This window comes from Curtobacterium sp. MCLR17_042, from assembly GCF_003234695.1.
Taxonomy (GTDB): domain Bacteria; phylum Actinomycetota; class Actinomycetes; order Actinomycetales; family Microbacteriaceae; genus Curtobacterium; species Curtobacterium flaccumfaciens.
Map to the genome: position 1 here is coordinate 1 of NZ_QKTD01000021.1, position 20,702 is coordinate 20,702.

At 71.5% G+C, this 20,702-nt stretch carries 23 protein-coding genes and 1 tRNA gene; 12 read left to right on the forward strand and 12 right to left on the reverse strand.

The window, feature by feature from the left end; all coding sequences use genetic code 11:
• The first annotated feature begins 231 nt into the window (after positions 1 to 231).
• Positions 232 to 2,655, forward strand: coding sequence for an excinuclease ABC subunit UvrA (locus DEJ02_RS16610; RefSeq protein WP_111033858.1), 2,424 nt, complete (start codon positions 232 to 234; stop codon positions 2,653 to 2,655).
• A 54-nt stretch (positions 2,656 to 2,709) separates the two neighbouring features.
• On the opposite strand, the gene DEJ02_RS18570 is transcribed toward DEJ02_RS16610, so the two are convergent.
• The gene (locus DEJ02_RS18570) at positions 2,710 to 2,865 is read right to left on the reverse strand and encodes a hypothetical protein (RefSeq protein ID WP_155896774.1); all 156 of its coding nucleotides are present in this window, start codon (positions 2,863 to 2,865) and stop codon (positions 2,710 to 2,712) included.
• Positions 2,866 to 3,051: 186 nt separating this feature from the next.
• Here DEJ02_RS18570 and DEJ02_RS16615 point away from each other — a divergent pair, with 186 nt between their 5' ends.
• Complete coding sequence (locus DEJ02_RS16615) at positions 3,052 to 3,930, forward strand: serine hydrolase (protein ID WP_111033859.1); 879 nt, start codon at positions 3,052 to 3,054, stop codon at positions 3,928 to 3,930.
• A gap of 41 nt (positions 3,931 to 3,971) precedes the next feature.
• Here the strand turns inward: DEJ02_RS16615 and mtnN are convergent, their stop codons facing one another.
• Positions 3,972 to 4,679, reverse strand: coding sequence for a 5'-methylthioadenosine/S-adenosylhomocysteine nucleosidase (gene mtnN / locus DEJ02_RS16620; protein ID WP_110864380.1), 708 nt, complete (start codon positions 4,677 to 4,679; stop codon positions 3,972 to 3,974).
• A 57-nt stretch (positions 4,680 to 4,736) separates the two neighbouring features.
• The gene (locus DEJ02_RS16625) at positions 4,737 to 5,693 is read right to left on the reverse strand and encodes a serine hydrolase (protein WP_111033860.1); all 957 of its coding nucleotides are present in this window, start codon (positions 5,691 to 5,693) and stop codon (positions 4,737 to 4,739) included.
• Between the two features lie 66 nt (positions 5,694 to 5,759).
• On the opposite strand from DEJ02_RS16625, the gene DEJ02_RS16630 reads away from it, so the two are divergent.
• The 4 genes from DEJ02_RS16630 to DEJ02_RS16645 all read left to right on the forward strand — a co-directional run bounded on the left by DEJ02_RS16630 (position 5,760) and on the right by DEJ02_RS16645 (position 8,537).
• Complete coding sequence (locus tag DEJ02_RS16630) at positions 5,760 to 6,092, forward strand: hypothetical protein (protein ID WP_146249326.1); 333 nt, start codon at positions 5,760 to 5,762, stop codon at positions 6,090 to 6,092.
• 107 nt (positions 6,093 to 6,199) lie between these two features.
• Positions 6,200 to 7,327, forward strand: a complete 1,128-nt coding sequence (locus DEJ02_RS16635) for an NAD(P)/FAD-dependent oxidoreductase (RefSeq protein WP_181440409.1) — start codon at positions 6,200 to 6,202, stop codon at positions 7,325 to 7,327.
• Positions 7,327 to 8,349: an arsenic resistance protein gene (locus DEJ02_RS16640; protein ID WP_181440410.1), complete on the forward strand. Its 1,023-nt coding sequence runs from the start codon at positions 7,327 to 7,329 to the stop codon at positions 8,347 to 8,349. Before DEJ02_RS16635 ends, DEJ02_RS16640 begins: the two co-directional genes overlap by 1 nt.
• Positions 8,346 to 8,537, forward strand: coding sequence for a hypothetical protein (locus DEJ02_RS16645; protein ID WP_146243421.1), 192 nt, complete (start codon positions 8,346 to 8,348; stop codon positions 8,535 to 8,537). Before DEJ02_RS16640 ends, DEJ02_RS16645 begins: the two co-directional genes overlap by 4 nt.
• 8 nt (positions 8,538 to 8,545) lie before the next feature.
• Here DEJ02_RS16645 and DEJ02_RS16650 read toward each other — a convergent pair whose 3' ends face one another.
• Positions 8,546 to 8,839 carry a hypothetical protein gene (locus DEJ02_RS16650; protein ID WP_111033864.1) on the reverse strand — a complete coding sequence of 98 codons (294 nt, stop codon included), beginning with the start codon at positions 8,837 to 8,839 and terminating at the stop codon, positions 8,546 to 8,548.
• Between the two features lie 155 nt (positions 8,840 to 8,994).
• Positions 8,995 to 9,597: a TetR/AcrR family transcriptional regulator gene (locus DEJ02_RS16655; RefSeq protein WP_111033865.1), complete on the reverse strand. Its 603-nt coding sequence runs from the start codon at positions 9,595 to 9,597 to the stop codon at positions 8,995 to 8,997.
• A 155-nt stretch (positions 9,598 to 9,752) separates the two neighbouring features.
• On the opposite strand from DEJ02_RS16655, the gene DEJ02_RS16660 reads away from it, so the two are divergent.
• The 4 genes from DEJ02_RS16660 (at position 9,753) to DEJ02_RS16675 (ending at position 13,715) form a co-directional block, all read left to right on the forward strand.
• Positions 9,753 to 10,727 (forward strand): chlorophyllase, encoded by a 975-nt coding sequence (locus DEJ02_RS16660; protein ID WP_111033866.1) that lies wholly within the window; start codon positions 9,753 to 9,755, stop codon positions 10,725 to 10,727.
• Positions 10,724 to 11,701 (forward strand): SDR family NAD(P)-dependent oxidoreductase, encoded by a 978-nt coding sequence (locus DEJ02_RS16665; RefSeq protein ID WP_111033867.1) that lies wholly within the window; start codon positions 10,724 to 10,726, stop codon positions 11,699 to 11,701. Before DEJ02_RS16660 ends, DEJ02_RS16665 begins: the two co-directional genes overlap by 4 nt.
• Before the next feature lie 61 nt (positions 11,702 to 11,762).
• The gene (locus DEJ02_RS16670) at positions 11,763 to 12,218 is read left to right on the forward strand and encodes a GNAT family N-acetyltransferase (RefSeq protein WP_258373901.1); all 456 of its coding nucleotides are present in this window, start codon (positions 11,763 to 11,765) and stop codon (positions 12,216 to 12,218) included.
• 30 nt (positions 12,219 to 12,248) lie between these two features.
• Positions 12,249 to 13,715 carry an SDR family oxidoreductase gene (locus DEJ02_RS16675; protein ID WP_111030798.1) on the forward strand — a complete coding sequence of 489 codons (1,467 nt, stop codon included), beginning with the start codon at positions 12,249 to 12,251 and terminating at the stop codon, positions 13,713 to 13,715.
• A 25-nt stretch (positions 13,716 to 13,740) separates the two neighbouring features.
• On the opposite strand, the gene DEJ02_RS16680 is transcribed toward DEJ02_RS16675, so the two are convergent.
• The 5 genes from DEJ02_RS16680 to DEJ02_RS16700 all read right to left on the reverse strand — a co-directional run bounded on the left by DEJ02_RS16680 (position 13,741) and on the right by DEJ02_RS16700 (position 16,869).
• Complete coding sequence (locus DEJ02_RS16680) at positions 13,741 to 14,199, reverse strand: MarR family winged helix-turn-helix transcriptional regulator (protein WP_220038397.1); 459 nt, start codon at positions 14,197 to 14,199, stop codon at positions 13,741 to 13,743.
• On the reverse strand, positions 14,196 to 15,467 hold the full coding sequence (locus DEJ02_RS16685; protein WP_111033869.1) for an FAD-dependent monooxygenase: 1,272 nt from the start codon (positions 15,465 to 15,467) through the stop codon (positions 14,196 to 14,198). The genes DEJ02_RS16680 and DEJ02_RS16685 overlap by 4 nt, the downstream gene beginning before the upstream one ends.
• Before the next feature lie 113 nt (positions 15,468 to 15,580).
• Positions 15,581 to 15,961 carry a hypothetical protein gene (locus tag DEJ02_RS16690; RefSeq protein ID WP_111033870.1) on the reverse strand — a complete coding sequence of 127 codons (381 nt, stop codon included), beginning with the start codon at positions 15,959 to 15,961 and terminating at the stop codon, positions 15,581 to 15,583.
• Positions 15,962 to 16,005: 44 nt separating this feature from the next.
• On the reverse strand, positions 16,006 to 16,617 hold the full coding sequence (locus DEJ02_RS16695) for a nucleotidyltransferase family protein (RefSeq protein ID WP_181433366.1): 612 nt from the start codon (positions 16,615 to 16,617) through the stop codon (positions 16,006 to 16,008).
• 180 nt (positions 16,618 to 16,797) lie between these two features.
• A tRNA-Gln gene (locus DEJ02_RS16700) sits at positions 16,798 to 16,869 on the reverse strand.
• A gap of 79 nt (positions 16,870 to 16,948) precedes the next feature.
• Between DEJ02_RS16700 and DEJ02_RS16705 the strand changes: the two genes are divergently transcribed.
• Both DEJ02_RS16705 and DEJ02_RS16710 read left to right on the forward strand, forming a co-directional pair.
• Positions 16,949 to 17,443 (forward strand): MarR family winged helix-turn-helix transcriptional regulator, encoded by a 495-nt coding sequence (locus DEJ02_RS16705; protein ID WP_027465090.1) that lies wholly within the window; start codon positions 16,949 to 16,951, stop codon positions 17,441 to 17,443.
• A gap of 47 nt (positions 17,444 to 17,490) precedes the next feature.
• The gene (locus DEJ02_RS16710; protein WP_146249327.1) at positions 17,491 to 17,967 is read left to right on the forward strand and encodes a VOC family protein; all 477 of its coding nucleotides are present in this window, start codon (positions 17,491 to 17,493) and stop codon (positions 17,965 to 17,967) included.
• 6 nt (positions 17,968 to 17,973) lie between these two features.
• Here DEJ02_RS16710 and DEJ02_RS16715 read toward each other — a convergent pair whose 3' ends face one another.
• Together DEJ02_RS16715 and DEJ02_RS16720 are read right to left on the reverse strand one after the other, a co-directional pair.
• On the reverse strand, positions 17,974 to 19,821 hold the full coding sequence (locus DEJ02_RS16715) for an ABC-F family ATP-binding cassette domain-containing protein (RefSeq protein WP_111033873.1): 1,848 nt from the start codon (positions 19,819 to 19,821) through the stop codon (positions 17,974 to 17,976).
• A 204-nt stretch (positions 19,822 to 20,025) separates the two neighbouring features.
• Positions 20,026 to 20,700 carry a hypothetical protein gene (locus DEJ02_RS16720; protein ID WP_111033874.1) on the reverse strand — a complete coding sequence of 225 codons (675 nt, stop codon included), beginning with the start codon at positions 20,698 to 20,700 and terminating at the stop codon, positions 20,026 to 20,028.
• Between the last annotated feature and the right edge of the window lie 2 nt (positions 20,701 to 20,702).

Genomic DNA, 20,702 nt, shown 5'->3' on the forward strand with positions numbered 1-20,702 from the left:
ACATCTCCGAAGACGCCGCCGGCCTGCTGAACAAGACCTTCGGCACCGACGCCGTCAAGCGCGGCCTCCTCGTCGGCACCGCCACCATCACCGCACAGATCAAGTAACACCTGCCGCAACACCGCACGACGCGAAGAGTCGCTCCGCCGATCAGGGCGGAGCGGCTCTTCGTCGTTCGCGGTACCGCCGGCGGTACCGCTTCTCCCAGTGGCCGAGCCTACGATCGAGCGAATGCCCGCTCCTCGCTCGACCCAGACCGACGACCGACCCGGGCCGGACGACTTCATCCGCGTCCGTGGTGCCCGCGAGAACAACCTGCGCGACGTCGACGTGGACATCCCCCGCGACCGGATCGTCGCGTTCACCGGCGTCTCCGGCTCCGGCAAGTCCTCACTCGCCTTCGGCACCGTCTTCGCCGAGGCCCAGCGCCGGTTCCTCGAGTCCGTCGCCCCGTACGCGCGGCGGCTGATCGCGCAGGGTTCCACCCCGCACGTCGACTCGATCACCGGACTGCCGCCCGCCGTCGCCCTGCAGCAGCGTCGCGGTGCCCCGAGCTCCCGTTCCACCGTCGGCACCATGACCACGCTGTCGAACTCGATGCGCATGCTCTACTCGCGTGCCGGCACGTACCCGTCCGGCGCCGACCGGCTCGAATCGGACTCCTTCTCGCCGAACACCGTCGCCGGCGCGTGCCCCCGGTGCCACGGCATCGGGACCGCGCACGAGGTCACCGAGGCATCGGCCGTGCACGATCCGTCGCTGAGCATCCGCGACGGCGCGATCACCGCCTGGCCCGGTGCGTGGCAGGGCAAGAACCTGCGCGACGTCACCGCCGTGCTCGGCTACGACATCGACCGCCCGTGGCGCGAGCTGTCGCGCAAGGACCGCGACTGGCTGCTCTTCACCGAGGAACAGCCCGTCGTGCAGGTGCAGCCGAAGCGCGACCGCGTGGCGAAGCCCTACAAGGGTCGGTTCTGGAGCGCCCGCCAGTTCGTCCTGCACACCCTCGCCGACTCGCAGAGCGAGACCCAGCGCAAGAAGGTGCTGCCGTTCGTCGAGTCCGGCCCGTGCGGGCTGTGCGGCGGCACCGGCCTGACCCGAGCCGCCCTCGCCGTCACGATCGGCGGCCACTCGATCGCCGAGCTGAACGCGCTGCCGCTGACCGGCCTGGCCGACGTCCTGCGCCCGATCGCGGCGATCACGGATGCGGCAGCGGCGACGTCGCGGGCATCGTCCGGCGAGCACACCGAGGTCGCCGTGGCGATCTCCCGCGACCTGCTCACCCGCGTCGAGGTCCTGGTCGGCCTGGGTCTCGGCTACCTCGCGCTCGACCGCGCCACCCCGACGCTCTCCCCCGGTGAGAGCCAGCGGCTGCGGATCGCGACGCAGCTGCGCTCCGGCCTGTTCGGTGTCGTCTACGTACTCGACGAACCGAGCGCCGGGCTGCACCCCGCCGATGCCGAGTCCCTCGTCGACGTCCTCGACGACCTGCGTGCCGGCGGCAACAGCGTCTTCGTCGTCGAACACGACATGAGCATCGTGCGCCGAGCCGACTGGATCGTCGACGTCGGCCCCCGTGCGGGCACCGGCGGCGGCACCGTCCTGTACAGCGGCCCGGTCGCCGGCCTGGCCGAGGTCGAGGCGTCGGTCACCCGGCGCTTCCTGGAGCCCCGGCAGCCGACCGCCGACCGCGCCGTCCGGACCCCGATCGGCACGCTCGAACTCCGCGACCTCACCCTGCACAACCTCCGTGGGCTCGACGTCGATCTGCCGCTCGGTGTCCTCACCGCGGTCACCGGCGTCAGCGGGTCCGGCAAGTCGTCGCTCGTCGGCGGCGTGCTGCCCGGCGTCGCGACGTCGCACCCTCTCATCGACCGCGTCGTGCAGGTCGACCAGAAGCCGATCGGCCGGACGCCCCGCTCGAACCTCGCCACCTACACCGGCCTGTTCGACGCGGTCCGGGCAGCCTTCGCCCAGACCGACGAGGCCAAGGCCCGCGGTTGGGGCGCCGGGCGGTTCTCCTTCAACGTCGCCGGCGGCCGGTGCGAGGTCTGCCAGGGCGAGGGGTCGGTGTCCGTCGAACTCCTCTTCCTGCCCGGCAGCTGGGCCCCGTGCCCCGAGTGCCACGGCTCCCGCTACACCGCCGAGACGCTCGAGGTCCGGTGGAACGGGGCGTCCATCGCCGACGTCCTCGGCATGACCGTCGACGAAGCGGCGCCGTTCCTGGCATCCCTGCCCGCAGCCGGGCGCGGACTCGAGACCCTCCGCGAGGTCGGGCTCGGCTACCTGCGGCTCGGCCAGCCCGCTCCGGAGCTGTCAGGCGGCGAGGCGCAGCGCATCAAGCTCGCCACGGAACTGCAGCGTGCGCGGACCGGCCACACCCTGTACCTGCTCGACGAACCCACCACCGGCCTGCACCCGGCCGACGTCGAGCTGCTCACCGCCCAGCTCGCCCGCCTGACCGACGCGGGCAACACGGTCGTCGTGGTGGAGCACGCCATGGACGTCGTCGCGAGCGCCGACCACGTCATCGACATGGGCCCGTCCGGCGGTGTCGAGGGTGGCCAGGTGGTCGCCTCCGGCACGCCAGCCGAGGTCGCCGCCTCGACCACCAGCCGGACCGCCCCGTACCTGCGGGACCAGCTCGGTCGCTGATGCAGAAGTGCCCGCCAGGATCGCTCCTGACGGGCACTTCGTGGCTGCCGCTGGTTACCGCTGGACCGCTTCCGGGGCGTCGTCGCGGAAGAAGTCGCTTCCACTGTGCGTGTAGCCGACCTCACCCGTCCGACGCCACTGCTTGCGGACGCGCTTGAAGGTGGTGATGCGTGCAGGTTCGACGTTCTCGTCGCTCGTGTAGGCGCTCATGGCTGATCTCCCTGTGTGATTGGCCGTGGTTCCTTGGCCCCCCGGGATGGAGGCTAGCGAGGGCCTCGGAGGCGAGTTCGCGATCCGTCCCGGAACGTCCGTGGAACGCAATTCCGGCCGTGCCGAGGGCCGGATCGCGCCCCTCCGGCACCTGGTGCTCGTCCACGCCGAACGAGGATCCCCCGCATGACCGGCTGCGATCATGGTGGCTTCGACCAGATCAGGAGGACGAGCGTGGCCGCTGCGAACCGAGCCGTGATCATCGACACAGGGGGCGACGTCACCGCAGAGCTCGGCGATCGCTACGAAGCGGACGCGCTGGTGGAGTGGGCGAGCGTCACGAAGACCGTGACCGCCGCCGCCGTGCTCGTCCTCCTCGCTGAACGGGACATCCCACGGGACACCCCCGCCCGGGACCTGTTACCGGACGTCCCCGACGACGCCACCTACACGGTCGACGACTTGATCCGACACCGCTCGGGCCTGCCCCGTGTGCACCAGGGCATGTCGGCCGGGATCGTCGGCGACCCGTACGCGGACGTGTCCGAGGCGGACGTCACCCGTGCGCTGCGCCAGACCCCGACGACACCGGGTGAGCGGGACTACTCCAACCTCGGCTACGCGGTGCTCGGTCGGCTGCTCGAGCACGTCGCACAGGAGGCATGGTCCACGGTCGCCGAGCGGACGGTCCTGGCTCCGCTCGGCATCACCAGCGCCACCCTCGACCCGGCACCCGAACGACGAACCCTGCTCCGGTCGTGGCGGGGCCGTCCCCGTGCACCCTGGACCGTCGGATCAGGTCCCTACGCACCGGCCGCCGGGATCTGGTCGACCATGTCCGACCTCCTGCGCTTCGGCGTGGGGATCGGACGCATCGAGCCGGACTTCCTGGCGTGGGAGCACCGCGACGGGCTGATCTGGCACAGCGGGCAGACACGGGACGCCGGCGTCTGTCTGCTCCGTCACTGCGACGTCACGATCGCGTCGCACGCCCTCGGCGCCGCGCCCGGAGCCGCCGACCGGCTCGCCGTCCGACGCCTCCGTGCCGTGGGAGTCGTCGCGTGAGCGCCGGCACGCGAGCTGGCTGAGGGAGCGCGCTGGCGGACTCAGGAACGCAGGCCGAGCACCAGGTCGTGGACCACACGCGCTGCGCGTGCCGCGGCGTCGTCCAGGTGCTCACGGAACTCGGCACCGTCCGGCGCGCAGAGGTCGCTGATGCACCGGACCGACACGAACGGCATGTCGTGCACGTGGGCGAACTGCGCGATCGCGGCCGACTCCATGTCGACCGCGGCCACCTCGGGGAACGCGACCCGGAGCGCGCGGGCACGACCCTCGGTCACGAAGACCTCGCTCGAGCCGATCGTCGCCGACCGCAGGGGCCACGCGATGTCGGCGCCCATCGCGAGTTCGACGAGCCGGGCGTCCGGCGCGTAGCCGGTCGGCATGCCGGGGACCTGGCCCAGGGCGTAGCCGAACGCGGTGGCGTCGGCGTTGAGGTTGACGTACCGGTCGCCGACCACGACGTCACCGATGGCGACACCGTGCATGAGCCCACCGGCGGTCCCGACGCTGATCACCGGGATGCCCGGGCCGAAGTCGTGGAAGCCGTGCGCGACGGCGGCCGTGGCGTTCGTGAAGCCGATGCCGCTGCGGCGCACGACGACCGTGGCGCCGCCGATGTCGAGCAGCTGGTGCGGGTCGTGGCCACCGACGGGGCCGTCGAGGACGGGGACACCGCCGAACAGGTCGGCGAAGGCCGAGACCTCTTCGCTCATGGCCGCGATGATGATCGCGACGGGTTGCTGCTGCACTGATCGATCCTCCCACGCCGGGCGCGCGCGGACGTGCAGGTCGGATGGTCGCGGTCGCTACCGGCGGGGGTCCTGGCGGGCCAGCTCGTCGGCGACGAAGGCGGCGAGCGCGTCGGCGCCGAAGTGGTCGTCGGCAGTGATGGTGACGACGGTGCCGGCGTCGTTGCCCGCCCCGGTCTCGTCGAACAGCAGCATCTGACCGTACGCACCGTGCAGCCGCCAGAGTCGGCCGGGACCACCCCACCCGGCCATCGCGTACCGCTCGTAGCCGGGGCCGGTGCCCTCGCGCTCCACCCAGTCGGTGTGCATCGCGTCGCACCACCGCGCGCTGACGATCCGCTGTCCGTCGACGACCCCGCGGTCGCGGATCAGGCGTCCGATGCGGGCGAGCTCCTCGGTGCGGAGCGACAGTCCCTCGCCCGCTGCGACGAACCCGTTCGGGCAGCGTTGCCACTCGACGTCCTGGATGCCGAGCGGCGCGAACAGGCGCTCGGTGACGAACGCGCCGACGTCGCCGACCCGGGTCTCGAGCACGCGCATCGCCGTGTAGGTGCTGGCGTTCGCGTACTGGAACACCCGGCCGCGGGACGGTCGCCGCAGGAACTCGGCCGCCAGGTCCGGCCAGTCCGTCAGCTCGGTCGCCGACCAGGGCATGTCGATCCCGCTGGTCATGGTGAGCAGGTGGCGGAGGGTGACCCGGTCGACGCCGTCGCCGAGCGCGAGGTCGGTCTCCGCACCGAGGCCGGCGCCGACCAGGGACGTCGCGACCGGTTCGTCGAGGTCCACCAGGCCGTCGTCGGCCGCGATGCCGGTGGCCAGGACGCAGACGCCCTTCGCGGCGGAGTGGATCTCGCGTCGGACGTCGGGGGTCCAGTGGTGCTCGGCGACGTCGTCCGCGGTGCTCTCGGCGCCCGGAGCCGCAGTCCGCGTGCGCACGTGGATGCCGTGTGCGGCGATCCCGGTGGTGTCGATGTGCCGGACGACGGCGTCGAGGATGGTCGCGGCGGTGTGCACACCCCCATCCTCTCGTGGCCGAGCGGCTGCGGGCACGGGCAGGGGCCGCCGCGTACCGTCCGGCTCGTGTCCGACCAACAGCCCCGCCGCCCCGATCCCACCCGCGTCGGCGACCAGCCCGCACTCCGGACGGCGTCGGGCTCGAACTGGCTCGTGTGGGGAGCCGTCACGGCCGTGATCGTCGCCGCGGTGATGGTGCTCATGGCGATCCGGGCGCCGGCGATCGGCTGGCCGGCGCTCGTGCTCGTCATCGTGTTGTTCGTGACGATGGTCGTGGTGCGGGCCGCCGTCCGGCCGCAGCGCACCCGACTCGTCACCCTGGCCCTGCTCGACCTCGGCATCGTGGTCGTCGGACTGGTGGCGACCCTGGCGGTCCTGTACTCGACGCCGGTCGGCTGATGCCGCGATGGCATGTTGATAACGGTTCTCACTAAGATGGTGAGCAGCGACCACACCACGGTGGTCGTTCCATCGACGCAGCCGCAGCTGCTGGGAAGACCGACCCCATGCCAGCACCACACCCCACCGAGACCCTCGACGCCCTCGTGGTCGGAGCCGGACCGGCCGGCGTCGGCACCGGCCTGGCACTCCACGCCGTCGACGGCCTGCTGTTCGGCGTCGTCGAACGCGGCGTCGTCGGGGACACGTTCCGTCGGTGGCCGGAGCACCAGCGGTTCCTGACGCCGTCCTTCACCGGCAACGGGTTCGGGGCGACCGACCTCAACGCGGTCCACCCGCGCACCTCACCCGCCTACAGCCTGGGGACCGACTACCCGTCCGGGCCCGAGTACGCCCGGTACCTGCGGGGCGTCGTCGCGGCCTTCCACCTGCCGACCCTGCTCGACACCGAGGTCGAGCGCATCGAGCCGGACGACGACGGCTTCCGCGTGACCACGAGCCGCGGCCCCGTCATCACTCGGAACGTGGTCTGGGCCGGCGGCGAGTTCTCCGACCCGATCCTGCCCCGCTGCGCCGGCACCTCGCTCGGGGTGCACGCGTCCGCCGAGGCAGCCTGGGTGGCGCGGCCCGGCCACGTGGTCGTCGTGGGGGGCTTCGAGTCCGGCATCGACCTGGCGTGCCACCACGTCGAACAGGGGGCGACGGTGACGGTCGTCGACCCGTCCCACCCCTGGGACGCCGGCAGCGGGTCGGACCCGTCGTTCCGCCTCGCCCCGCGGACCCGTCAACGGCTCGGGGCCGCGCGGGCCAGCGGACGCCTCACCCTGGTCGACGACGGCCAGGTCACCGGCATCAAGCGGTCCGGAGACGGGTTCACCGTCGGCGTCGCCGGACGGACCGCCCTGGTCGCGGACGCGCCACCGATCCTCGCCACCGGGTACGGCCCGGGGCTCGGGCCGGTCGCTAGACTGTTCGACACCCGCGCGGACGGCTGGCCGCTGCTCACCGAGGACGACGAGTCGACCACCACGCCCGGGCTGTTCCTGGCAGGCACCGCGCTCCGGCACGGTGGGCTGCAGTTCTGCTTCGTGTACAAGTTCCGGCAGCGGTTCGCCCACGTCGCCCGCGTCATCGGCGAACGAGCAGGGCGCGACTGCGGCGCCCTGCAGGAGTGGGACGACGCCGGGATGCTCACCGACGACCTGAGCTGCTGCGGTGTCGAATGCGCGTGCTGATGCCGGCACAGCGGGCCGCCCGCCCCGCCGGTGCACGACTCTGGGCCACCCCCGCGATCGTCGGCGGCGCCATCCTGCTCGGGTCGGTGATCGGCGGCGTCTCGCCCTCGGCCGGCGACGCGATGGGCTCGGTGGTGGACGCGTTGGTGATCACCCTGGTCGTCGCCCTGTTCGTCGACGTCCCCCTGCACCGCCTGCCACGGACGCCCGGCGCCTGGAAGGTCATCGGCATCGCCTGGAGCATGAACTTCCTGCTCGCCCCGCTCGTCGCGTTCCTGCTCACCCGCGTGGCCCTGCCCGGACACCCGGCCGTGCAGCTCGGCGTGATGCTGTACTTCCTGGCGCCCTGCACCGACTGGTTCCTGGCGTTCACCCGCCTGAGCGACGGGGACACCGCCGTGGGGGCGACCCTGCTGCCGATCAACATGGTCACCCAGCTGCTGCTCTTCCCGGTGTGGATCACGGTCCTGGGCGGCAACGCCGGTATCGACGCCGTGGGGACCGTCGGCACCCTGCTGCAGTGGTTCGTCCTGCCCGCCGCGATCGCCGTGGTGATCCGCCTCGGGGTCGCGCTCCTGCCGGACGGCGCTCGAGCCCGCGCCGCCGCCCTGCCCGGCCGCGCGGTCCCCTGGATCGTGGGCGCGATGGTCGCCGGGCTCTTCGCCTCGCACATCGGGCTGCTGCTGGCGAATCTGCCGGTGTTCGTCGCCGTGCTGGGGTGCGCGGTGGTCTTCTTCGCCGTCATGTTCGGCGCGGCCGAGTGGGCGTCACGCCTCGCCGCCCTGTCGTACCCGCGGTCGGCGTTGCTCGCGATGACGACGGCGGCCCGCAACGCACCCCTGATGATCGGGCTGACGAGCGCCGCGCTCCCCCACCAGCCGCTGGTCACCACGGCGATCGTCGTCGGCATGCTCGTCGAGTTCCCGCACCTGCTCGCGGTCCGCCACCTGCTGCTGCGTCGGCGACGTGGTCAGCACGCCGGGCGTCGCCTGCGCGGCACCGCAGCATGGGGGCAACCGTGACGCACCGTGTCCGACTCGTCGTCGTCCCGACCGAGCGGCGGGTGATCGAGACCGAGCACGACGACCGGCGGACGGCGCTCCTGCTCGCGCTGGGCCAAGTGCCGCTCGGGTACACGGTCACCGACGTCGACGTGCTGCCGGAGCACGGGGACACCGAGTCCGACCCCGCGGAGCCGGGCCGACGCTGAGCCGGCCGTCAGCGGCGGACGAGCACCCCGGCGACGAGTCGGAGCAGCAGGGCGACCACGCCGACCACGGCGATGCCGACCGACACGACCGTCGCCATCAGCAGTCGAAGGCTGTCCGGCACGGCCGTCTCGTCGGACGTGGGGAGGAACGCCGTCGCGACGAACACGCAGCCCGCGGCGATCAGGAACAACACCCCGATGATCGTCACGGCCCGCAGCGCGGCCGGCGCCGGTTCGTGGTCACCCGGTCGAGCCGGACGAGCCCTGGCCCCCTCGGTCTCCCAGTCCGCCAGTTCCGTCATGGTGGCCCCCCTTCGTCGGGACGATCGTAGGGCCCGGACCGGCCCCGACGGCGCTGGTGCGGCCCGAGACGGTCACGATGCCGGACGGGAGGCCCGTGACGGGCCCGCCCCGCGCCTCCAGTCCGGTGCCGGTCGCGACCAGTGCACGTGGCCGGCTACGCGCTGTCGGTCGCCGTCGGCTGCGCCTGTCGCAGCCCGGTGACCAGGAGGGTCACGATCGTCCGGACGTCGTAGTCGGGGTCCTGGGGACTCCACGCCACCAGGTCACCGACGGCCCGGAGCAGCTGGTACGGCGGGGTCGGCGCGACCACCTCGCCGGACGCCCGCGCAGCGTCGAGCAGCCGGCCGAGCACGGGCACGAGCTCGTCGACGAACAGGGTGTGCAGCGCCGTGAAGCCGTCGGCGTCGCCCTCCCAGACGCGCGCCAGACCGTGCTTGGTGCCGAGGAAGTCGACGAACTGGTGCACCCAGCGCAGCAGGGCGGCGAACGGCGTCGGCTCCGAGCCGAGCAGCGCAGGCCCCGCGTCGACCAGGGCCTCGATCTGGTGCCGGTAGACGGCGACGACCAGGTCCGAACGGGTCGGGAAGTGCCGGTAGAGCGTGCCCACCCCGACCCCCGCGGCGGTGGCGACCTCGCGCACCGGTGCGCCGACGCCCGAAGCTGCGAAGACCGCGGCAGCGGCGTCGAGGATCGTGCGCTCGTTGCGCTCGACGTCGCGACGGCGACGCGGCGCGGGGTCGGTCGACGGGGTGCTCATGCGTCGATCATCGCACGACAACGACGCGATGCGGAACGATGCTCCGCTTCCCCTTGCAATCCGGATCGTTGTTCCGTATCGTTCCGGAACGTCGCTCCGTTTCGGGCGACAGTCGCTCCGTCCTCGGGCGACACGGCATCCCGGAAAGGCCCCGCATGGCACCCACAGCACCCCGACCACAGGTCATCAGCGTGCGCCCCGTCACACTCCCCGCACCCTCGCGCGGTCAGGACCTCGAGGTCCGGATCACCGCACCGACGACCGGAACGGACCTGCCCGTCATCGTCTTCGCCCACGGCTTCGGCCAGTCCATGACCGCCGGCGACCCCCTGGTCGACCACTGGACCGCGAACGGCTTCGTCGTCGTCCAACCGACCTTCCTCGACGCGAAGGCCTACGGGCTGACGCTCGACGACCCGCGCTACCCGACCATCTGGCAGACCCGCGTCGACGACCTCGAGCGGGTGCTCGACGACCTCGACCAGATCATCGACGCGGTCCCCGGCCTGAGCGGGCGCGTCGACACCGCACGCCTCGCCGCGGTCGGACACTCGTGGGGCGGACAGTCCGTGGGCATGCTGCTCGGGGCCCGCGTCCTGGACGCCGACGGGCGGCCGGGCGAGGACCGCACCGACCACCGCGTGCGCGCCGGGGTCCTGCTGTCCACCACCGGGATCGCGCGCGGCGACCTCGCGCCGTTCGCGCAGGAGCACTTCGCGTTCATGAGCCCCGACTTCAGCCAGCTGCACACCCCGTCACTGGTCGTCGCCGGCGACCACGACCAGTCCCAGCTCTCGACGCGGGGCCCGGACTGGTTCACCGACGTCTACCACCTGAGCCCCGGCGCACGGCACCTGGTGACACTCCACGGCGGCGAGCACCTGCTCGGCGGGATCCAGGACTACGAGTCGACCACCACCACGGACGAGAGCCCCGAGCGTGTGGACCTCGTCCGCCACACCACGACGGCGTTCCTCCGGACCGAGCTCGGCCTCGACCCCGACGCGTGGTCGGCGATCGCCGATGCCGTCGGCCCTGCTGCCGCCGCCGCGGCCGGCTCTGCTGCCGCGGTCGCGGCCGGCCCCGCTGCCGCCGTCGGCCACATCGAATCGAAGGAGCACCACTCGTGATCACCGACCAGCACCCCCTGCCCAGCGGCTTCACCGCCGCGTCCACCGCCGCCGACGTCCTGCACGGCGTCGACCTGACCGGCCGGAACGTCGTCGTGACCGGCGGACACAGCCGCCTCGGCCGCGAGACCAGCCGCGCCCTCGCGGCGGCCGGCGCCGACGTCACGGTTGCCTCCCGTGACGTCGACCGGGCATCCGCAGCAGTCGCCCACATCCCGGGCATCCGCGTCGAGGCCCTCGACCTCACCGACCCGTCGTCGGTCGACGCCTTCGCCGCGCGCTGGTCGGCCTCCGGCCGCCCGCTGCACATGCTCGTGAACAGTGCCGCGATGCTCTTCACCCCGGACCGCCGGCTCGACGGCCGCGGCAACGAACTGGCGTTCTCGACGACGCACCTCGGGCACTTCCAGCTCACGCGGGCGCTCCTCCCCGCCCTCCTGGAGGCCCGTGGTGCGCGGGTCCTGACCGTCACGTCCGGTGCGGCGCGGTTCGGGCAGATCCGGTGGGACGACCTGACGTTCACCCACGGGTACGACCCGGTCAGCGCGTACGGGCAATCGAAGCGGGCGAACGTCCTGTTCACGGTGGAGCTCGACCGCCGGTACGCCGACCAGGGCATCCGCGCCTTCGCCGCGCACCCGGGCGTGATCATCGGACCCGGACCGCACGACGCTTCTCGGATCGCCTCCTACCGCGAGCAGGGACTGGTCGACGACCACGGGGTGACCGTCATCGACCCCGAGGTCGGCAAGAAGACCGTCGAGCAGGGCGCCGCGACGCTCGTGTTCGGCGCCGCGAGCCCGCTGCTCGACGGCGTCGGCGGGGTCTACCTGAAGGACAGCGACGTCGCCGTGATCGACGACCGGGTCCTGCCCCTGACCGCGGACCGCATCCCGTCGGACGCGAACTCGGCGATGCTCGACGCCGACGATGCCCGGCGGCTGTGGGAGGTCAGCGAGGGGCTCCTGGTCTGATCGCCGTCGGCCGGGGGCCTCGTCTGCCCACTGTTCTCGTCGTCCTCGCTACTGTGTGACGGTGCTGACCGTGCGGATCGAGAGCCCCCGACAGGATGACGTCCTGCACCTGCTGCAGCAGGGTGACGACTACGGACTGAGCCTGTACGCGGCCGAGAACTACCACGCGCTGGACGTCGACGACCTGGACCAACCCGACGTCACGTTCCTGGTGGCGCGCGAGGACGGCACCGCCCTCGGCACGGTGGCGCTCGTCGACGCCGGCGACGGCACCGGCGAGGTCAAGCGCATGTTCGTGAGCGACGCCGCGCGTGGGCTCGGCGTGGGGACGCGGCTGCTCGACGCCCTGCACGACCGGGCCCGCGCGGTCGGCATCGGGACCGTCCGGCTCGAGACCGGTCTGCCGCAGGCCGCGGCCATCGCGCTGTACCGGAAGGCCGGGTACGCGGACATCCCCCGGTTCGGCCCCTACGTCGACGACCCGACGAGCGTGTGCATGGAGCAGCAGCTCGTCTGACCGGTGGTCGGTCCCGACGTAGGATCGCGTGTGAGCTCCGAGCACCCCGAACCCAGCGGCATCGACCCCGACGACCTGACCGTCGCGCTCCGGGTCCTCGAGCAGCTGCCGTCGATCGACGAGACGCACCCGGACTTCATCCGGGTCCGGCAGGCCACCGCGAAGATGTTCAAGGCCGTCAAGCGTGCGCACCGTCTCGAGAAGCGCGGCGTCATCGCCGAGGCCGACCGCCGGGTGATCGCCGCCACCGCCACCGGGGCCGCCGACCGGATCGACGACGAGACCCGCGGTGTCCTGATCAGCGCCTCGACCGCATCGACGACCGCGGGCACCCTGCTGAAGTCACGGCCCTGCTACATGTGCAAGCAGCACTACACGGTCGTCGACGCGTTCTACCACCAGCTCTGCCCGGCGTGCGCTCGCATGAGCCACGCGAAGCGCGACGCCCGGACGGACCTGACCGGCAAGCGGGCGCTGCTCACGGGCGGTCGCGCGAAGATCGGCATGTACATCGCCCTCCGGCTGCTGCGCGACGGGGCCCACACCACCATCACCACGCGGTTCCCCCGCGACGCGGTGCGCCGGTTCGCGAGCCTGCCCGACTCCGCCGACTGGATGGACCGCCTGAAGGTCGTCGGCATCGACCTGCGTGACCCCGCCCAGGTGATCGGGCTCGCCGAGGACGTCGCCGCGTCCGGCCCCCTCGACATCCTGATCAACAACGCCACGCAGACCGTGCGCCGGTCGACCGGGGCCTACCAGCCGCTGGTCGACGCGGAACTCGCGCCGCTGCCCGACGGACCGCTGCCCGAACTCGTGACCTTCGGGCACACGAACGACCAGCACCCGCTGGCGCTCGCCCGCTCGGTGGCCGCGCACCCGATCCTCGCGGCCGCCGCAGCCCGAGCCGACGAGCTGACCGAACAGGCGATGGCGCCCGGATCGAGCTCGCTCGAACGGCTCGCCCTGGGCACCGCCATCGACGCCGGCGGCCTGGTCCCCGACCTGCACGACGAGAACTCGTGGACCCAGCAGGTCGACGAGGTCGACCCCCTCGAGATGCTCGAGGTCCAGCTGGCCAACACCACGGCGCCGTTCATCCTCATCTCGAAGCTCCGCCCCGCGATGGCCGCGAGCACGGGACGCCGCACCTACGTGGTGAACGTCAGCGCCATGGAAGGGGTGTTCGGCCGCGCCTACAAGGGGCCGGGGCACCCGCACACGAACATGGCGAAGGCCGCCGTGAACATGCTCACCCGCACGAGCGCGCAGGAGATGTTCGAGACCGACAACATCCTGATGACGAGCGTCGACACCGGCTGGATCACCGACGAACGGCCGCACCCGACCAAGGTCCGACTCGCCGAAGAGGGCTTCCACGCGCCGCTCGACCTGGTCGACGGGGCAGCCCGTGTCTACGACCCGATCGTCCGGGGCGAAGCGGGCGAGGACGTGTTCGGTGTCTTCCTGAAGGACTACGCGCCGAGTTCGTGGTGACGAGCGGCTGACCGCACCGGTTCCGTCAGTGCTTCGTCGGGGCGGTCTCCTGCGGCAGGACCGCGGCGAAGCGGAGCAGGAAGTCGCGGACCACCATCAACGTGTCGTCGTCGTACGAACCGATCGCCTCGTCGAGCTCCGCGGCACGTGACCCGAGGAACCCACTGCTGCGTTCCCGGGTGAGATCGGTGACGCGGAGGGTGACGACCCGACGGTCCGCGCTCTCGCGGCTCCGCACGATCAAGCCACGCTCCTCCAGTCGATTGACCAACGCGTTCGCCGCACCCGAGGTCATCCCGATCCGCCGGGCGAGCCGCGTGCCCGTCATCGGCTCGCCCTCGGTCTCCGCCCAGAGGATCTCCCCCAGCGCGACGCCGTCCGAGGTCGGCAGCTCCATCCATGCTGCGAAGTCGAGCGCCGACTCCTGGTACCGGACGGCGTAGTGGCGGAGCGCCTCGAGGGTCTGGGAGCGCAGGTCGGTCATGCGATCGATTCTGCCGCCTTCCGGGCCCCCTGCAGTGTCGGGTAGTGCGGCAGGACGGGGACGTGCTTCTCGCTCGTCAGCAGGTACTTCTGGGCGAAGCCGCGGACCGGACCGAGAGACGCCACCCGGAGCGCCGCCCGCACCGCGCGGACGCCCACCTTCGACGACGGGTGCAGCAGGCGCGCACCGCCGCGCGGAAGCCCCTGGGCGCTGTCGGCGTACCCGCGGAGCATCTCCTCGTAGCGCGCGAAGGCATCCGCGATCGAGTACCCGTGATCAGCGCCGACGGCCGGCTCGATCGTCCGTGCGAGTTCCCCGGCCAGGATGTGCGCGCCGACCAGGGACAGCGTCGTGCCCATGCCGGTCGGCCCGGAGCCCCAGGCCGCGTCACCGAGCAGCGCGATCCGGCCCTTGCTCCATCGCGACACCACGACCTGTTCCATCCGCTGCGTGTAGAACTCGTCAGACCGCTCGCTGAACCCGTCGAGGATCCGCTCCGTCTGCCACCCTGCGCCCCGGAAGCGCTCGCGCAGGATCCGCAGCTGCACGTCGACGGGGAGCTGCTCGAAGCCCATCGGCTCCGACTCGAAGGACACGCTGGCCCGGATCGTCCCCTCGTTGTCGGGCCGGATCGACGCGACACGTCCACGCGGCGCCGTGTACCAGTCCCAGTGGTCGGTGTCGCTGCCGATCCGGTCGAGCGTGCCGTAGGCGATGCTGACGCCGTGGTCGCGGTACTCCGTCTCGTCGGCGAACAGGATCCGACGGGTGCGCGAGCTGCGGCCCTCGGCGACGACGACCAGGTCGAACCGCTCCGGAGCGCCGCTGTCGTAGCGGACGTTCACCCCGGTGCCGTCCTGTTCGGCGCCCACGACGAAGTCCCCGTAGCGGCGGTCGATCGTGTCCGGCAGCGCATCGACGAGGATCCCGGCGAACGTGCCCCGCAGGATCTCGATCTCGGCAGTCGGACCGTCCTGGCCCTCGGTCTTCGGAAACGTGGCGTACGGGGTGCCGTGCTGGTCCACGTACCGTGTGCCCGCTTCGCCGGTGAGGTGCTGCATCACCGTGTCGCGGAGGCCCATGCGCTCGAGGACCTCGCGCCCGAGTCCCCGGACGTCGATGTTCTGGCCGGTGGTCCGCTGCTCCGGCGACCGCTCGAGCAGCGTGACATCGAAGCCCGATCGGTCGAGTCCCCACGCCAGCGCGGGGCCCGCGACGCTCGCGCCGGTGATCAGGACGCGTGGGCGGTGGTGCGGCGTGGTCGCCATGGGTGGTCCTCTGCTCGTGGGGCGGCGAGTTGCCGCCTCACGAAGAGCATACCTTCACAGCGATAACACTCCACAGAGAAGATGCTTTCGGGTCCGCGTCGAACGGTGAGCTGTCAGACCAGATCCTCCGCGACGGCAACGAGTGCGCGGGCGGCCGCACCGGCATTGTGGATGTCCGATGCGTCTACTGACCTCGCGCTGTAGGCCGCCTTGTTCTTGACCCGAACGAGCGTCTCGAGGTGCTTCGCAATCGGCCGGTCTGTCGCATCCTGCAGGATCGAGACGCCGTCGTTGTGGCTCGCCCCGCTGCTGTACCTTCCGGTCCTGCCGATGCAGATGGCGTCTGCCGCGGCGATCCCTGCGTCGACGCACAGGTCGACGAAGGAGTCGGCATGAGGGGACGTCGGAACCAGGGTCCCGTCCTCGGCACCGAACTCGAACAGCGTCTCGGCTGACTCGAGGAAGCCCTTGGCCTTCTCGAGCCGACCGCGCATGAAAGCGTTGTCGCCGTCAGTGGTCGACGGCAGTCTCGGTGGAGTCAACGTGCGGCCTTCCTGAGGTGGGCTTGGAGCCATCGGCGGTCTTCCACGAGGGGAATGCCCTCACTCGCGATGGAACCGATGAGCGGGTCATCGGGGCTGACCCCCGAGACGTCGTACACGATGGGGTTCACCTGGTTGCCGGTCCACCGGTGAACGGCAATGGTGAGGTCGTAGATGCGGTCCTCAGCATCCGTCCGCGAAACGGCATCCACGGCGAAGAACAGATCGATGTCGCTGTCCGGTCGCATCGCACCTCGCGCGGCCGAGCCGAACAACGCTGCGTAGCGGACCGGCATCGATGCGATCTCCCCGCGGACCCTGTCGAGGAAGCGGGTACGGGCTCCGGCGACCTCGAGGACCGCCGACGCGAGGAGATGGTCTCGGTTGAGCGCGTACGTGCTCACGCCGCCGATGTCGTCGAACACAACGATGCCCTGCTCCGTCAGACGGTCAAGCACCTTCTTCACGCCGTTTCGCGAACGGCCTCCGGGCACGAGCCGCTGGACCGCGGACACCGTGAAGGGTCGGTCCGACAGGCCGCTCAGCACCATCAGAACGTCACCATCGAGGCCGCTCGACAACGCCGCGAACGGGCTCTGCAGCTGCACGACGCCCTCCTCACCTCGGTCATCCAGCATCACTATAGTGACGCGTACATCACTATAGTGATGGAGAGCAACCAGAAGGAACCACTTCCGGGCAATCCCTGGACAGGTGCAGCGCACTCGCCCCTGCGGTCGGGGTGCTCGAACTGAGCAGCGAAGATGCGACCGGTCAGCGCGGAGTTGCTCCGCCTCCAGGATTCGAACCCGGACCTAACGGCACCAAAGGCCGTCGTGCTGCCATTACACCAAGGCGGAACGCACCCGGAGGTGCTCCTCCATCCTCCCACGACCGACGAGGCTGGCTGTCCGCTCCGGGTTCGGCCAAGATGGAGGGATGCCGCATGAGGACGAGGTCGATCGCATCGTCGCGGCGTGGGGTCGTGAGCGTGCCGACCTCGACTTCGGCCCGCTCGAGGTCCTGTCCCGCGTGGACCGGCTCGCCCGACATCTGGACCGTGCCAGGCGGACGGCGTTCGACGCGAGCGACATGGAGCCGTGGGAGTTCGACGTCCTGTCGGCCCTGCGGCGCGCGGGTGAGCCGTACGAGCTGAGCCCGAAGACCCTGCTGCAGCAGACCCTGGTGTCGAGCGGCACGATGACGAACCGGGTGGACCGTCTTGCGGCCCGCGGCTTCGTGGGGCGTCGGACCGACCCGAAGGACGGCCGCGGCATCCTCGTCTCGCTGACGGGCAAGGGCCGGGTGGCGGTGGACGCGGCGATCGCGGACCTGCTGGCCGCCGAGCGCGACATCCTGTCCGGGGTCTCCGCCGACGAGCAGGGCCAGTTGGCCGGGCTGCTCCGCCGACTCATCCTGGGTCTCGGGGACTGACCGAAAGCGTGGCACGGGCCGAGCGGCCCCGGCGTAGCGTGCGGCGCATGCACGCCATCACCCTCGCCGTCGCCGACGTCGCTCGATCGGCCGAGTTCTACCGTGCCCTGCTCGGCATCGAGGGCAGCGGCGTCATCGGCACCGAGTACCCCGCCACCGAGACGCAGGCCGGCGGCACCACGGCGATGTTCACCCTCGACGACGGGCTGATCGTCAGCGTCTACGGCCGGGACGACATGGCGAAGGACTCCGGCGTGCAGCTGGCCACGGCACCGAGCAGCACGATCGGGCACTTCACGAGCAGCCAGGCCGAGGCCGAGAGGTTCCTCGAGCGGGCGCAGGCAGCGGGCGCCACGATGCCGGAACCGCCGTACACACGCCCGTGGGGCATGTGGTCCGGCTTCTTCCAGGACCCGGACGGCCACCTGTGGGAGGTCGTGGCGAACCCCGGCGGCGGGGCGCCCGAGGACGCCACACCGGCGGACAGCGGCCAGGACGCGGTCGACCCCGCGTCCGTCGAGTAGACCGACTCAGACCCCGAGCAGCTCAGCGACCTCGAGCCAGCGCTCCTCGAGCTGCTCGACCTCGGCCTCGAGCGCACCGAGCTTCGCCTGCAGTTCGCCGAGCCCGGCGTAGTCGGACTGGTCGTGCGTCGCGAACTGGTCGAGCAGCTTCTTGCGGTCCGCGCCGACCTTCGCGATCTTCCGGTCGAGCGCCGACATCTCCTTCTCGGCCGTCCGCCGGTCCGCTCCCGACATGGCGGACGCACCGGCAGCCTTGGACCCGGCCACGGCACCGGCCGAGCCGGTCCCGCCGACGGTGTCGGGCCTCCCGGCAGACGCGGCGGCAGCCGCAGAGGCGGTCCCGCCACCGGTGCCGGCCTCGCGCAGACGCATGTACTCGTCGACGCCGCCGGGCAGGTGGCGCAGGTGCCCGCCGAGCACGGCGTACTGCTGGTCGGTGACGCGCTCGAGCAGGTACCGGTCGTGGCTGACGACCAGCAGGGTGCCGGGCCAGGTGTCGAGCAGGTCCTCCATGGCGGCGAGCATGTCGGTGTCGAGGTCGTTGGTGGGCTCGTCGAGGATGAGCACGTTCGGCTCGTCGAGCAGGATGAGCATGAGCTGCAGACGCCGCTTCTGCCCACCGGACAGGTCCTTGACCGGCGTGGAGAGCTGCTCCGAGGTGAAGCCGAGCCGCTCGAGCAGCTGCGACGGCGTCATCTCCTTGCCGTCGGCGACGTAGCTCGTCTTCTTGCGGGCCACCACCTCGCGCACGCGGTCGTCGGCGAACTGCTGCAGGTCGGCGAGCTGCTGGTCGAGCACCGCGACCTGCACGGTCTTGCCGGTCTTCACCCGTCCGCTCGTCGGCTGCAGACGGCCGGAGACCAGGTTGAGCAGCGTGGACTTGCCGGCGCCGTTCGGGCCGAGGATGCCGGTCCGCTCCCCCGGTGCGATGCGCCACTCGATGCGGTCGAGGATCTGCGTGCCGTCGAACGAGACGCTCACGTCGAGCAGGTCGACGACGTCCTTGCCGAGGCGCGCGGTCGCCGTCCGGGACAGCGCGACGGTGTCGCGGATCGGCGGGACGTCGTCGATCAGGGCGTTCGCCGCGTCGATGCGGAACTTCGGCTTGCTCGTGCGGGCCGGGGCGCCGCGGCGGAGCCACGCGAGCTCCTTGCGGGCCAGGTTCTGCCGGCGCTGCTCGATCGTGGCAGCCTGCCGGTCACGCTCGACGCGCTGCAGGATGTACGCGGCGTAGCCACCCTCGAAGGGGTCGACGACGCCGTCGTGGACCTCCCACGTGTCGGTCGACACCGCGTCGAGGAACCACCGGTCGTGCGTCACGACGACCATGCCGCCCTGGTTCGACGACCAGCGGCGGTTGATGTGCCCGGCGAGCCACTCGATGCCCTCGACGTCCAGGTGGTTGGTCGGCTCGTCCAGGAACAGGACGTCCCAGTCGCCGACCAGCAGCCGCGCGAGTGCCACGCGGCGACGCTGCCCACCGGACAGCTCGTCGACGCTGACGTCCCACGGGATGTCGGAGACCAAGCCGCCGATGATGTCGCGGATCTTCGGGTCACCGGCCCACTCGTGCTCCTCGAGGTCGCCGACGACGGTACTGCCGACGGTCGCGCCCTCGGGCAGGATGTCGCGCTGGTCCAGGTACCCGATGGTCAGCCCGCGGCGGTGCGTGACGCGGCCGCCGTCCGGCTCGAGGCGCTGGGACAGCAGTGCGAGGAGGGTCGACTTGCCGTCGCCGTTCCGGCCGACGACGCCGATCCGGTCACCCTCGTCGATGCCGAGGGTGACGTTGTCGAAGACGACCTTGGTGGGGAACTCGAGATGCAGGTTCTCGGCGCCGAGGAGATGTGCCACGCGTCAAGGGTAGGTGGCGTGGTGGGGTGGTGGGTGCGGGGCGGGTGATTCGGGTGTTCGGCCGGCCGGCCCTGGTCGCACGGTGCGCGCTTGTTCGAGTGGTGCGAGGTTGCCCGCTCGGTGCGAGCTTGTAGCGGCGCACGGAGCGCGCAACCTCGCACCAGCCGACGGACCGCGCACGGTGCGACGGCCTGGAGGCCCGGGTCAGCTCGCCGGGATCGGCTCGGCTCCGGCGCGGGGCTCGGTCTCCTGCAGGAACGCTCGCCACTGCTTCCGCTTGCTGACGGTCCAGAGCAGCATCGCGAGGAAGAACACGGTGAGGAGCGCGTACAGCAGCCCGAACAACGTCGCCCAGTTGAGCAGGAACTGCGCGAACGCGAACGGCGTCCATCCGAGCGCGAGCCAGAACGTCGATGTCGATTGACCGAGCCGACGGCCGGCGAGTGCGACGAGCGCGGTCCGGTGCTGCGGATCGGCGGGCTGCTGCCCACGAGCCATGCGCTCGATCCGTCGGCGGACGGCACGAGGAAGCCCGAGCATCGGGTCGGACAGCGCGCTCTGGAACTGTCCACCGCCTCGGACGATTGCGGTGACCCAGCAGACCGGGCCAACGATCATGAGCGGGACGATGACGAAGAACGCCCAGTCCGGCAGGCCACTTCCGGTCGAGGGCAGCTCGAAGCGCGGCAGGTGTTCGGCGCTCAGCCACCCGGCTGCAACCGCGGCGACGACGGCCAGCACGATCCAGATGACCCGCCGGACCATCGAACGGCGGACACGCGGTCCGACTGGCGCCCCCGCGAGACGGTCCTCCACCTGCTGCCAGGTCTCCTCGGAGACCGTGGCTCCGGCGAACTCATGCGGGGCCGGCGTGGACACGA